This is a genomic window from Pseudomonas sp. MS01C9, assembly GCF_058202755.1.
On record NZ_CM177073.1, the window covers coordinates 2,571,823 to 2,585,000 of the forward strand.

Consider the following 13,178-nt stretch of genomic DNA (forward strand, 5'->3'; position numbering starts at 1 on the left):
TAGAGTGGGCTCATTGTTCTTCTACGCATTGCCTGGAGCGCCCCGATGACCCAGCCTACGACCCCTTTCAACCTTCGCAGCGGCCCCGACGCCAACGGCCTGTTCGGTGCCTTCGGTGGCCGTTATGTGGCCGAAACCCTGATGCCGCTGATCCTGGATCTGGCCCGCGAATATGAAGTGGCAAAGCAGGATCCTGCGTTCCTCGAGGAACTGGCCTACTTCCAGCGTGACTATGTCGGTCGTCCAAGTCCCCTCTATTTTGCCGAACGCCTGACCGAATACTGCGGTGGCGCAAAAATCTATCTCAAGCGCGAAGAGCTGAATCACACCGGCGCCCACAAGATCAACAACTGCATCGGCCAGATCCTGCTGGCGCGGCGCATGGGCAAGAAACGCATCATCGCCGAGACAGGCGCTGGCATGCACGGCGTGGCGACCGCTACCGTGGCCGCGCGTTTCGGTCTGGACTGCGTGATCTACATGGGCACCACCGACATCGAACGCCAGCAGGCCAACGTGTTTCGCATGAAGCTGCTCGGCGCCGAGGTGATCCCGGTGGTCGCCGGCACCGGCACGCTGAAGGATGCGATGAACGAGGCCCTGCGCGATTGGGTCACCAACGTCGATAGCACGTTTTACCTGATCGGCACCGTGGCCGGCCCGCACCCGTACCCGGCCATGGTTCGCGACTTCCAGGCAGTGATCGGCAAGGAAACCCGCGATCAGCTGCAAGCCCAGGAAGGCCGTCTGCCGGATAGCCTGGTGGCTTGCATCGGCGGCGGCTCCAACGCCATGGGCCTGTTCCATCCATTCCTGGACGATAAGAGCGTCGAAATCATCGGCGTCGAAGCGGCGGGCTACGGCATCGAGACCGGCAAGCACGCGGCGAGCCTGAACGGCGGTGTCCCCGGCGTGTTGCACGGCAACCGCACTTTCCTGCTGCAGGACGAAGACGGCCAGATCATCGACGCCCATTCGATCTCCGCCGGCCTCGACTACCCGGGCATCGGCCCTGAACACGCCTGGTTGCACGACATCGGCCGTGTCCAGTACACCTCGATCACCGATGCCGAAGCCCTTGATGCGTTCCATAAGTGCTGCCGCCTGGAGGGGATCATTCCGGCCCTGGAAAGCTCCCATGCCCTGGCGGAAGTGTTCAAACGCGCGCCGAACCTGCCGAAAGACCACCTGATGGTGGTCAACCTTTCCGGTCGTGGCGACAAAGACATGCAAACCGTAATGCACCACATGGAACAGTCCCAGCAGGAGAAACACTGATGAGCCGCCTGCAAACCCGTTTTGCCGAACTCAAGGAACAGAACCGTGCCGCCCTGGTGACCTTCGTCACCGCCGGAGACCCGGACTACGACACCTCGCTGGCAATTCTCAAGGGCCTGCCTGCGGCCGGCGCTGATGTGATCGAGCTGGGCATGCCCTTCACCGATCCGATGGCCGACGGCCCGGCTATTCAGTTGGCGAACATCCGTGCGCTGGGGGCTCGGCAGGATCTGGCCAAAACCTTGCAGATGGTTCGCGAGTTCCGCAAGGACAACACCCAGACCCCTCTGGTGCTGATGGGTTATTTCAACCCGATCCATCGTTATGGCGTGCAGCGTTTCATCGGCGAGGCACTGGACAGTGGGGTCGACGGCCTGATCGTCGTGGACATGCCGCCCGAGCACAACAGCGAGCTGTGCGAGCCGGCCCAGGCGGCTGGGCTGGATTTCATCCGCCTGACCACGCCGACTACTGACGATGTGCGCTTGCCTACGGTGCTCAACGGTAGCTCGGGCTTCGTGTACTACGTATCGGTGGCGGGCGTGACCGGCGCTGGTGCCGCGACGCTGGAGCATGTGGAAGAGGCCGTCACACGTCTGCGGCGGCACACCGACTTGCCAATCAGCATCGGCTTCGGCATTCGTACGCCTGAGCAAGCCGCCGCTATTGCGCGGTTGGCTGATGGTGTCGTGGTGGGCTCCGCACTGATCGACCATATCGCCAGCGCCGACACCCCGGAGCAGGCGATTGATGGCGTATTGAGTTTGTGTGCCGCCCTGGCCGACGGAGTGCAGAAAGCACGCCTCAGCTGATTGGAGCGGTTTTTGGTCATGAAAAAAGGGTTCAGGACCTGGTTCTGAACCCTTTTTTCATAAGCACGGACAGATGACTGGCTTAGCCTGAGATTCGACGCCTTTCAGAGCGTCACATAATCAGGGCAACTCCAGCCCGCCGCCGGCCTTGTGCAGTTTGCGCAGATGCTCGCCGATGGCCTTGACGTTGGCTTCGTTCGCGTTGATTTCTGCGGCCCGACCTGGCTCGAGCAAGGCCCTGACTTCCTTGTCCAGATCCCCGGTCAGTGTCTGAAGCTGCTTTTGACGCAAGCTGCTTTCCGATTCCAGCCGCTGCCATTCGCTGGGTTGTGGCAAGCCATAGCCGCTGCTGCCCAGCAGTTCTGCAGGACGACTGAGGAAGCCGCTATTGGCGAGGATCTGTTGCAGCGTAGCGTTGGCCCTTTCCATACCGCCGTTCTGAAGTTCGCGGGCACCCAGGTAACGCTGCTTGACTTCATCCTGGGCCAGCAGCAACTGACGACGATAGCTGGCCTGTTCCAATAGCAGCAACGCTGCGCTGGTACGCAGGTCGGCCTTTTCGAACCACACGCGACGCTCTGCGGCGTCCAGGGCCAGCCAGTCCTCCACCGTCTGTTGCTTGATGGGCAAGTGCTTTTTCAGCACTTCGAACATGGCCTGGTAGCGTTCGCGGAATGAGTCGAAGCGGTAGCCCAGCCGCAACGCTTCCTTGGGGTCGTCGAGCACGCTGGTGTCGGCAAGCCCGCGACCCTTGAGCACTTCGAGCAAGCCGTTGGGCATGATGCTGTCCAGCCCCTTGAGTTGCTCGTTGTCGCTTCCGCTGCGCAGCAGTTTCAGGCTTTCCACGGCGCAGTTGTTGGACAGGAAGTAATAGTTGCCGTCGTAGCTCCAGTGCATTTCGGCGGCATGCTCGACTACTTTCTCGATTTCGGTACGCGACAGGTTCAAGGGCACCGATGCCAGGCTGCGCAGTTCAGTCTTGGTGTATTCATCGATCACCTGGGCCAGCGGCAGCACGAACAGGCGCGAAGGGTACTTGCCCACCAGTCCATCCCAGCTCGACAGTTGTACGTCGCCCACGAACGCCCGGTACGACAGCACCAGATGCTGGTCCAGATCCAACCGGCAATCCGGCCCACGGGGGCGATCCGGTGCGCAGATCACCAGCCGGAGCATGCTGTGCCCCCAACGGCTGACCCAGTTCTGGTTGGCTTCGGCCAGCAGGTAGTCGACGGCGTAGACGCGTTCCGGATCGACCTTGCCCAGCGGCGTCCTGGCGAAATCATTGCCGGCGTTGAGAAACGCGAACGATTTGGCGCAGGTATCCCTGGCAGCAGGAGCCCAGCCGAAATGCTGCTGGTAATAGCGATACAGGGCGGGCCGGCGGCAGGCGTAGCTTGGGTCCAGGAGGAAGTACTCCATGTTGACCGCGACAAATTCCTTGGGGCTGCTGGTCTCGTAGAGATCCGGGCTGCGGGCGACCTGGCGGTTGTGCTGTTCGCGTTCGCCGCGACGACCGACATATTGCGGCCAGCCGGCGAGATCCAGCAGGCGCGGATCATCGCTGAGGGTAAAGCGACGGTCGTTCTGGCCTCGGCAATTGTCAGGCAGGCCGATCAGCCCGGAACTTGCGGTGCGACGGGTACAGCGCTGGATCTGCGTGCGTTCGGCATCGGGCCACAAGCGCGCGCGGTCGTAGATATGAGTCAGCTCATGCAGGACGGTGGCGAGCAATTCCCGCCTAACGGTGCCGTGGGGACGGTGGGTCTTCTGCGTGGCAGCGCTGCCGTCAGTGAGGCTTTCGAGCAAATTGCTGTTGAGGTCGAGCTGCGACACCAGCGCGGCCTGGCCATAGGCATTGGCTGGCATCTGGTCGGTCCAGCCGACATCGATGCGTCGATCCAACTGTTCAATGAAGCGCGGCGGCAAGGCCTGCATGGCTTCATCGAGCAGCGCCTGGCTGGCCTGCTGCTCTGCCGGGCTCAAGCCTTCAGTATTGAGGTGCAGTTGCAGGCCGGCCTGGGCGGTGCTGCCCATGAGCAGCAGCACCCCGGTCGTCAACCAGGCGGCGAGCCGCCTCACAATGCGAGGATGGCTTCGGCGAGAACCTGGTCACTGGCGTCGCGGGCTTCCGGCACGCGGGCACGCAGGGTATCGAAAGCGGCCTCGAGGTGTGCGCCACGGATCTCACCGTTGCTGGCAACGAAGCTGGCGGCATCGTCATGGGCTTCGCGCACGATTTTCGAGTCACGGATGGAAGTGGTGGTATCGGAGGTGAAATCGATCGAGCGCTGGGAGGCGCGGACGATGATGTTACTGGTGGCTACCAGGGTATGCGCCTGGGCCATATCGGCCAATACCAACAGGCCAAGGGCGGCAGCAATCAGCGGGCTACGCATGGAACGACTCCGAAAGATAAGGATGACTATTGGACGAGAATTGCCTGTGCCAGTTCAAGGTCGCTGGCATGAAGTTTTGGCTGGTTCTGGCGCAGGTAACCCAGGGCCGATTCCAGTCGTGCACCTCGCAATTGCCCGTCGCTGGCTATGAATGCCGCGGCGTCGTCGCGGGCGGCGGCGACTATTTTATGGTCGAAGGGCGCTGAGGTCACCATGCTCGTGGCGTAGCCGCTGGCGACCAATTGTTGGGTGGAGACATCCAGGGCATGGGCCGGAACGGACCAGCAGACAGTGGTGAAGACAGCGGTGACGAACAGATTCGAATGGAAACGCATGGGACTCGACGGTTGATGACGAACCTGAAGGCTAGCGCAAACCGGCGGGCCAGAGCCAGCGCTGAAACATCGGAACACCTTTGGCGTCCCGATGTTTCATGTAGCTCAGATCACCAATATGGCTTGGGCCAATTGCGCGTCGGTGGCTTTCAACTGTGGGGCTTGCTGACGGATGTAATCCAGCGCGCTTTCCAGCTTGACGCCGCGGATTGCGCCTTCGCTGGCCACGAAGCTGGCAGCGTCGTCACGGGCCGCCTGAACGATTTTGTTGTCTCGCAGCGAGGAGGTGGCATCGGAGGTCACGTCGGACGTGGCCTTGAGGGCGCCTACGATGGAATCGGTGGTGACGATGAAACTGCTGGCATTGGCTTGGGCGGCTATGGCCAGCAGGGTCGCGGCGCTGAGCAGACGAAGACGGATCATGATGAAACTCCTTGAGTTGTGGGGTGACGCCGATGCAGGTACCTGAGCAGACGCAGGCTCGGCTCGCTTCGCCACGGTCAACCAGATATTAAGTCAGAACGGGAGAGATGGCAGCTCTCAAAAGATTTGGATGCTTTAATCTTCCGCTCTTCTGACTGTACTGGTCTGTCGTGCAATTTATTTAAACTGTTTTGTTCGAGGTCACAGTGAATCGAAACGCCTTTAAACGACAAAACCCGTCGCGGTTTCCCGCGACGGGTTTTGTTTGTTCAATTCGATGCTGGCGGTGGACCCGACGGGTCAGGGCCAGCGACGCTGAGTTAGCGCCAGAACGGCTTGCTCAGCTCTTCGTAGCGTTGTGCTTCGCTGATACCGGCATCGGCCAGCAGGCGCGAATCCAGACGAGCCAGTTGATGGCGGCTGGCAATGCGACGCTGCCACAGCATCAGGTTGGCGATAACGCGAAGAGGCAGGGAAGCCTGGTTTTTTGCAGCTTTGTCTTCGAAAAACAGCTCGGAACTGAGTGTACGTTCCATGGTTGACATCCTTCCGCTTTTGGCGGGATCAGGTAGTGGCTTGACTGGTGCCCATGATCCTCTCGTTTAGCCAGTCTCTGTAGATACAGTTCATCTGTATTGTGCGAGACCAGTTAACTGTTAAATAGGGGTGTGCTGGTCAATATTGAGGCAACTGTACTTGTTTGCACTTATTTGGTGCGTTTTTGGTCATTTTCGGCGCTCTGGTAGGAATACCTTGTAGGAAAACACCGGTACAGCAGTACAGATTTTGCCAGGACTGCATTGAATTTCATGGCCAGCAAAAACTGTACTCGCGACACCGGTATTCCAGCTGTATCAAACCGCCAACATGCGCCCGGTTTCTTCCAGGTTCAGGTGCCAGCGCAGTGCATCACGCAGGATGTGTGGCGTATGCCCACCCAGGGCACAGGCAGCTTCGAAGTATTCGTTCAAGGCCTGACGATAGGAGGGATGCACACAATTGTCGATGATCTGCCGTGCCCGCTCCCGTGGCGCAAGGCCCCGCAGGTCGGCCAAACCAATCTCGGTGACCAGGATATCGACGTCATGCTCGGTATGGTCCACGTGACTGACCATCGGCACGACGCTGGAGATTGCCCCTCCTTTGGCGATCGACTTCGTGACGAAGATCGCCAAGTGTGCGTTGCGGGCGAAATCACCCGATCCGCCAATACCGTTCATCATCCGGGTGCCACAGACATGGGTGGAGTTGACGTTGCCGTACAGGTCGAACTCCAGCGCGGTATTGATGCCGATGATGCCCAGGCGGCGTACCACTTCCGGATGGTTGGAAATCTCTTGCGGTCGCAGGACCAGCTTGTCCTTGTATCTCTCGAGGTTGCTGAACACATCGGCATTGCGACGGCTGGACAGGGTGATGGAGCTGCCCGATGCGAAGCTCAGCTTGCCGGCGTCGATCAGGTCGAACGTAGAGTCCTGCAGCACTTCGGAATACATGGTCAGTTCTTCGAACGGGGAGTCGATCAAGCCGCACATCACCGCATTGGCGATGTTGCCGATCCCGGCCTGCAACGGTCCGAGCCGGTTGGTCATGCGTCCGGCGGCAACTTCCCGCTTGAAAAAATCGATCAAGTGATCGGCAATGGCCTGGGTGTCGCTGTCCGGTGGCAGAACGGTGGAAGGCGAGTCCGGTTGATTGGTGATGACGATGGCAACGATTTTTTCGGGCGGGATCGGAATGGCGGTGCTGCCGATACGATCATCGACCTTTACCAAGGGGATGGGGGTGCGGCTTGGGCGATAGGTCGGGATATAGATGTCGTGCAACCCTTCCAGGTTCGGGTTGTGGGCCATGTTGATCTCGACAATTACCTGTTTGGCGAAGATGGCAAAGCTGGCCGAATTGCCTACTGACGTCGTTGGTACGATATGGCCCTGTTCGGTGATAGCCACCGCTTCGATAACGGCGATATCGGGCAGTTTGAGCTGAGCGTTGCGAAGTTGCTCGACGGTTTCGGAAAGATGTTGGTCGATGAACATTACCTCGCCGGCATTGATCGCCTTGCGCAAGGTACTATCGACCTGGAAAGGCATGCGTCGCGCCAGTACACCGGCCTCGGTGAGTTGTTTATCCAGGTCGTTGCCCAGGCTCGCTCCGGTCATCAGGCTGATTTTGAGCGGCGAGATCCGGGCACGCTCGGCGAGGGCGTGAGGCACGGCCTTCGCTTCGCCAGCGCGAGTAAAGCCGCTCATGCCTACGGTCATGCCGTCCTCGATCAACAAAGCTGCGTCAGCAGCGCTCATCACTTTATTCGACAACGAAGGCAGGCGGATGCGATCTTGGTACATGGGGGGCTATCTCGGGCTGGAAGCAGGATGCGCAGTCTAGTGAATTCACTCCGTGCCCGTCCCGCTACAAAAGTCGCATTTGAGGCGTCTATTACGGGCGTTTCAGGCAAAACATTATTACCGGATCGGTAACGAATGGGCTTGATACAAATCAAAACGCCCCGACAAGTCGGGGCGTTTTGGGTGAATCGCGCAGGTTTTATTCGACTGCCTTGACCATGTCTTCGATGACTTTCTTGGCGTCGCCAAACACCATCATGGTCTTGTCCAGGTAGAACAGCTCGTTATCCAGGCCAGCGTACCCGCTGGCCATCGAGCGCTTGTTGACGATGATGGTCTTGGCCTTGAACGCCTCGAGGATCGGCATGCCGGCGATAGGCGACTTCGGATCGTTCTTCGCCGCCGGGTTGACGACGTCGTTGGCGCCCAGCACCAGCACCACGTCTGCCTGGCCGAACTCGGAGTTGATGTCCTCCATCTCGAACACCTGGTCATAGGGCACTTCGGCCTCGGCCAGCAGGACGTTCATGTGTCCGGGCATGCGTCCGGCTACCGGGTGGATTGCGTATTTCACGGTCACTCCATGATGGGTCAGCTTCTCGGTCAGCTCTTTCAGTGCGTGTTGCGCGCGAGCCACCGCAAGGCCGTAACCCGGGACGATAATGACCGTATCGGCGTTGGTCAGCAGGAACGTGGCATCGTCGGCAGAACCGGATTTCACCGGGCGCGCCTCTTTCGAGCCCGCCGGGCCGCCGGCATCGGCGCTGTTGCCAAAGCCACCGAGCAGCACGTTGAAGAACGAACGGTTCATGGCCTTGCACATGATGTACGACAGGATCGCGCCACTGGAGCCCACCAGGGAGCCGGCGATGATCAGCATCGAGTTGTTCAGGGAGAAGCCGATCCCCGCCGCTGCCCAGCCCGAATAGCTGTTGAGCATCGACACCACTACCGGCATGTCCGCGCCGCCGATCGGGATGATGATCAGCACGCCCAGCACGAATGCCAGGGCCAGCATCAGGGCGAAGGCGCCCAGGTTGCCAGTGAACATGAAGGTCAGGCCCAGGCCCAGCGTAGCGAGGCCCAGGATAAGGTTGAGCTTGTGCTGGCCGCCAAACTGTACCGGTGCGCCCTGGAAGAGGCGAAACTTGTATTTACCCGACAGCTTGCCGAAGGCGATCACCGAACCGGAGAAGGTGATTGCACCAATGGCTGCACCCAGGAACAGCTCCAGGCGGTTACCGGCCGGAATCGAATCGCCCAACTGCTTGACGATGCCCAGAGACTGAGGCTCGACGACAGCTGCGATGGCAATGAACACCGCTGCCAGGCCGATCATGCTGTGCATGAACGCCACCAGTTCCGGCATCTTGGTCATCTCGACACGCTTGGCCATGATGGAACCGGCGGTGCCACCCACCAACAGACCGACGATGACGTAACCGATGCCTGCGGTTGCGAGCTCGGCGCCCAACTTATAGATAAGCCCGACAGTGGTCAGTACCGCCAAGGCCATGCCGAGCATGCCGAACAGGTTGCCGCGGCGGGACGTGGTGGGGTGCGACAGGCCTTTGAGGGCTTGGATGAAGCAAACGGACGCGATCAGGTAGAGCGTCGTTACCAGGTTCATGCTCATTACTTGGGCGCCTCTTCTTTTATGGCTTTCGGGGCTTTTTTCTTGAACATCTCGAGCATCCGGCGCGTGACCAGGAAACCACCGAACACGTTCACTGCGGCCAGGGCCACGGCAAGGGTGCCCATGGTCTTGCCAAGTGGTGTGACGGTCAGCGCAGCGGCGAGCATGGCGCCGACGATCACGATGGCCGAGATGGCATTGGTGACTGCCATCAATGGCGTGTGCAGCGCGGGTGTAACGTTCCAGACCACGTGGTAACCGACATAGATCGCCAGCACGAAGATGATCAGGTTGTAGATACCGGGGGAGATAAGCTCTTCCATTGTCTGAATCCCTGCTTAGGCGTTTTTACGGATGACTTGGCCATCGCGGCACATCAGGCACGCGGCGACGATGTCGTCTTCCAGGTTCACGTCGAACTGACCTTCCTTGGTGAAGACCAGCTTCAGGAAGTCCAGCAGGTTGCGGGCGTACAGCGCCGAAGCGTCAGCCGCGACTTCACCGGCCAGGTTGGTCGGACCGACGATGGTCACGCCATGTTCGACGACTACCTGGTCAGCCACCGTCAGCGGGCAGTTGCCACCCTGGGCTGCGGCGAGGTCGATGACCACCGAGCCGGGTTTCATCTGTGCGACTGTTTCCGCGCTCAGCAGGGTCGGTGCCTTGCGGCCCGGGATCAGTGCGGTGGTGATGACGATGTCGGCCTGTTTGGCGCGCTCGTGCACGGCCTGGGCCTGGCGCTGCATCCAGCTCGCCGGCATGGGGCGGGCATAGCCGCCAACACCGACTGCGCATTCACGCTCTTCATCAGTTTCATAAGGCACATCGACGAACTTGGCGCCGAGGGATTCGATCTGTTCCTTGACCGCGGGCCTTACGTCCGAAGCCTCGATCACCGCGCCCAGACGCTTTGCGGTGGCGATCGCCTGCAACCCGGCCACGCCGGCGCCCAGGATCAGCACCCGCGCCGCTTTCACGGTGCCTGCGGCGGTCATGAGCATCGGCATGAAGCGTGGATAGTAATGAGCCGCCAGTAACACCGCTTTATAGCCAGCGATATTCGCCTGGGACGACAGCACATCCAGGCTTTGGGCGCGGGAGGTCCGTGGCGCGGCCTCGAGGGCGAAAGCGGTAATGCCGCGTTCGGCCATCTTGGCAATGATGTCGTTGTTGAATGGATTGAGCATACCCACCAGAACGGTGCCGCTCTTGATCAGCATCAGCTCGCTGTCGCTGGGAGCGACCACCTTGAGAATCAGTTCGGCCCCGAATGCGTCATTGGCGCTGCCAATGGTCGCGCCTGCTGCTTCGTAGGCACTGTCGATAACGCTGGCTTTGACGCCCGCGCCACTTTGAACAGTGACTTTATGACCCTGGCCGATCAGCTTCTTGATGGTTTCCGGGGTAGCAGCAACCCGTGTTTCACCCGTTTGGGTTTCGAGAGGAACACCAATGTGCACGTCAAATCTCCTGCGTGATCTTATTGAGTAAGCCCAGGCACTTCGGATGGTGCTGCTGGGGCGGCGGATCAGCACGATCCCGCCGAATCAGGCGGGGCGCGGCATTTTGCAGGCGAAAATTCAGCCCATCAAGGGATTATGACTGGTGACGAAAAATTAACTACAAGTCACCCTGTGACTGAATGTCGCAATCACTAGGCTTGATCCCGTGCAGGCCGTGCTTTTCAAGGATTCAGGCGCAAATCGATAAAATTTCCCATTGGCTGGATGAATGAGCACACATGGGTTGCGCAATATGGCTCAAAGCCACGTATTTGAACGGTTCTGAGACTACTGTACCGATTTCATAACAGATTGACTGTATGCGACAAAAACTTATATTTGTAGCGCTTTTGGTTAGCTGACTACCGGACTCGATTATATAACTTTTCCTTGTATATCAAGCTGATAGCTCCTCGCTTGATTGACCAGCCAATCCCGAAAAGCACGCAAGGATGCCGATTCCACTTTTCGTTCGGGGATCATCAAGTAATACGCCTTGAGGCTCGACAGCGCGTTGGGATTGGCCACGACCAGGCGTTTTTCCGCCAGCTCGCGCTGTATGAGAAAGGGTGGAATCAAGGCTATCCCCATGTCGTGCATGGCTGCTTGGGCAAGCATGGAGAATAGTTCATAACGCGGTCCTGTCAGGTCTCGGGCGACGTTGAGGCCCTGGGCATTGAACCATTGGCGCCATGCGTATGGGCGGGTGGTTTGTTGGAGGAGCGGCAGCTCGGCGATTGCTTCCGCTGTCAGGTGAGTCTGATTGCCCAACTGAGCGGGGCTGCAAACCGGCATCGGATTTTCACCCATGAGCTTGTGGGACTCGGTACCGGACCAGTCTGCATCGCCGAAATAGATAGCCGCGTCGAACTCGGTGTCCGCAAAGAGAAATGGACGGGTGCGGTTAGTCAGGTTGACGGTGACTTCCGGGTGTTGCTGCTGGAAATCCTTCAGGCGCGGTAGTAGCCATTGAGTGCCGAATGTCGGCACTACCGCCAGCTCGATTACATTCGCGCCGGTGTGCCCCATCACCGAAAGCGTGTCGCGCTCGACTGCGTCCAGTTGGGTAGCGATCCGACGGCTATAGGAAATACCGGCTTCGGTGAGTTTGACGCCGCGGCGAGAGCGCCGGAACAGCTCCACTCCGAGGAAATCCTCCAGGCTGGCGATCTGACGACATATGGCCCCTTGGGTAAGAGAAAGCTCTTGCGCGGCCTTGGTGAAGCTTTCATGACGTGCGGCCGCCTCGAAGCTGACCAAGGCGGCAGTGCTGGGAATCTTCCGACGCATATACGCTCACCTCACTGATGGTTGTTGTAAACGAGGTCTTTGGCGTTTACGGAGTGAGAAATTAGCACAACAGCATGCGGAATCCTCGTTTGCTCTGGTAGGAAACCGCGCCTAGGATCAATCCACGATTTCTCACTCGATTGGCGAGGTTTTGTCATGGCCGTTAAAGCGAGCTTCAACTGGATCGATCCATTGTTGCTGGACCAGCAACTCACTGAAGAAGAACGCATGATTCGCGACACTGCCGAGCAGTTTGCCCAGCAGAAGCTTGCGCCGCGGGTCTTGGAGGCGTTCCGTCATGAAAAAACCGACCCGGCGATCTTTCGTGAGATGGGTGACATGGGGTTGCTCGGCGCGACGATCCCCGAGCAATACGGTGGCAGTGGGCTGAATTACGTCAGCTATGGCCTGATCGCTCGCGAAGTGGAGCGTGTCGATTCCGGTTATCGCTCAATGATGAGTGTGCAGTCCTCGCTAGTCATGGTGCCAATCAATGAGTTTGGTACCGAGGCGCAAAAGCAGAAGTATCTGCCGAAGCTGGCCTCCGGCGAGTGGATCGGTTGCTTCGGTCTGACTGAGCCAAATCACGGCTCCGACCCGGGCGCGATGATTACTCGTGCGCGCAAAGTCGAAGGCGGCTACAGCCTGACGGGCAGCAAGATGTGGATTACCAACAGCCCGATCGCCGACGTATTCGTCGTCTGGGGCAAGGACGACGCCGGCGATATCCGTGGTTTTGTGCTGGAGAAGGGCTGGAAGGGGCTGAGCGCGCCGGCCATTCATGGCAAGGTCGGGTTGCGAGCTTCGATCACCGGTGAAATCGTCATGGATAACGTATTCGTTCCGGAAGAGAACATCTTTCCTGATGTGCGGGGCTTGAAGGGGCCTTTCACCTGCCTCAACTCGGCGCGGTACGGGATTTCCTGGGGCGCCTTGGGGGCCGCTGAATTCTGCTGGCACACCGCTCGCCAATACACGCTGGATCGTCAGCAGTTTGGCCGTCCTCTTGCGGCCAATCAGCTGATCCAGAAGAAGCTGGCCGATATGCAGACCGAAATCACTCTTGCCTTGCAAGGCTGTCTGCGCCTGGGTCGCATGAAGGATGAGGGTACGGCTGCGGTGGAGATCACCTCGATCATGAAACGCAACTCCTGT

The 13,178-nt window shown here is 59.3% G+C and carries 13 protein-coding genes (1 of these 13 running past the window's edge); 3 read left to right on the forward strand and 10 right to left on the reverse strand.

What is annotated here, in order from left to right; translation table 11 throughout:
- Window positions 1-45 precede the first annotated feature (45 nt).
- Complete coding sequence (trpB, locus tag AC1M7R_RS11875; protein ID WP_072398034.1) at window positions 46-1,278, forward strand: tryptophan synthase subunit beta; 1,233 nt, start codon at window positions 46-48, stop codon at window positions 1,276-1,278.
- Window positions 1,278-2,090: a tryptophan synthase subunit alpha gene (trpA, locus tag AC1M7R_RS11880; RefSeq protein WP_072398033.1), complete on the forward strand. Its 813-nt coding sequence runs from the start codon at window positions 1,278-1,280 to the stop codon at window positions 2,088-2,090. The genes trpB and trpA overlap by 1 nt, the downstream gene beginning before the upstream one ends.
- A 120-nt stretch (window positions 2,091-2,210) precedes the next feature.
- Here the strand turns inward: trpA and AC1M7R_RS11885 are convergent, their stop codons facing one another.
- The 10 genes from AC1M7R_RS11885 to AC1M7R_RS11930 form a co-directional block, all read right to left on the reverse strand.
- Window positions 2,211-4,172 carry a DUF7844 domain-containing protein gene (locus AC1M7R_RS11885; RefSeq protein WP_076405806.1) on the reverse strand — a complete coding sequence of 654 codons (1,962 nt, stop codon included), beginning with the start codon at window positions 4,170-4,172 and terminating at the stop codon, window positions 2,211-2,213.
- On the reverse strand, window positions 4,169-4,489 hold the full coding sequence (locus AC1M7R_RS11890) for a DUF2388 domain-containing protein (protein WP_072398031.1): 321 nt from the start codon (window positions 4,487-4,489) through the stop codon (window positions 4,169-4,171). Before AC1M7R_RS11890 ends, AC1M7R_RS11885 begins: the two co-directional genes overlap by 4 nt.
- Window positions 4,490-4,515: 26 nt before the next feature.
- A complete protein-coding gene (locus tag AC1M7R_RS11895) occupies window positions 4,516-4,824 on the reverse strand; it encodes a DUF2388 domain-containing protein (RefSeq protein ID WP_072398030.1) in 309 nt (102 codons plus the stop codon).
- 105 nt (window positions 4,825-4,929) lie between these two features.
- The gene (locus AC1M7R_RS11900) at window positions 4,930-5,247 is read right to left on the reverse strand and encodes a DUF2388 domain-containing protein (RefSeq protein WP_072398029.1); all 318 of its coding nucleotides are present in this window, start codon (window positions 5,245-5,247) and stop codon (window positions 4,930-4,932) included.
- A gap of 320 nt (window positions 5,248-5,567) precedes the next feature.
- Entirely contained in the window at window positions 5,568-5,783 is a 216-nt protein-coding gene (locus tag AC1M7R_RS11905; RefSeq protein ID WP_072398028.1) for a DUF1127 domain-containing protein, read from the reverse strand.
- 318 nt (window positions 5,784-6,101) lie between these two features.
- Window positions 6,102-7,595 (reverse strand): succinyl-CoA:acetate CoA-transferase ScpC, encoded by a 1,494-nt coding sequence (gene scpC / locus AC1M7R_RS11910; protein ID WP_072432235.1) that lies wholly within the window; start codon window positions 7,593-7,595, stop codon window positions 6,102-6,104.
- 199 nt (window positions 7,596-7,794) lie between these two features.
- Window positions 7,795-9,231 (reverse strand): NAD(P)(+) transhydrogenase (Re/Si-specific) subunit beta, encoded by a 1,437-nt coding sequence (locus AC1M7R_RS11915; RefSeq protein ID WP_072398026.1) that lies wholly within the window; start codon window positions 9,229-9,231, stop codon window positions 7,795-7,797.
- Window positions 9,231-9,554, reverse strand: coding sequence for an NAD(P) transhydrogenase subunit alpha part 2 (locus AC1M7R_RS11920; RefSeq protein ID WP_165888010.1), 324 nt, complete (start codon window positions 9,552-9,554; stop codon window positions 9,231-9,233). The genes AC1M7R_RS11915 and AC1M7R_RS11920 overlap by 1 nt, the downstream gene beginning before the upstream one ends.
- 15 nt (window positions 9,555-9,569) lie before the next feature.
- Window positions 9,570-10,691, reverse strand: a complete 1,122-nt coding sequence (locus tag AC1M7R_RS11925) for a Re/Si-specific NAD(P)(+) transhydrogenase subunit alpha (RefSeq protein WP_072398025.1) — start codon at window positions 10,689-10,691, stop codon at window positions 9,570-9,572.
- Between the two features lie 417 nt (window positions 10,692-11,108).
- On the reverse strand, window positions 11,109-12,023 hold the full coding sequence (locus tag AC1M7R_RS11930) for a LysR family transcriptional regulator (RefSeq protein WP_072459685.1): 915 nt from the start codon (window positions 12,021-12,023) through the stop codon (window positions 11,109-11,111).
- A gap of 156 nt (window positions 12,024-12,179) precedes the next feature.
- Between AC1M7R_RS11930 and AC1M7R_RS11935 the strand changes: the two genes are divergently transcribed.
- Window positions 12,180-13,178, forward strand: the 5' portion of a protein-coding gene (locus AC1M7R_RS11935; RefSeq protein WP_072398023.1) for an acyl-CoA dehydrogenase. Its footprint extends 183 nt past the window's final position; the window shows 999 of its 1,182 coding nt (coding positions 1-999); the start codon lies at window positions 12,180-12,182; its stop codon lies off the right edge, out of view.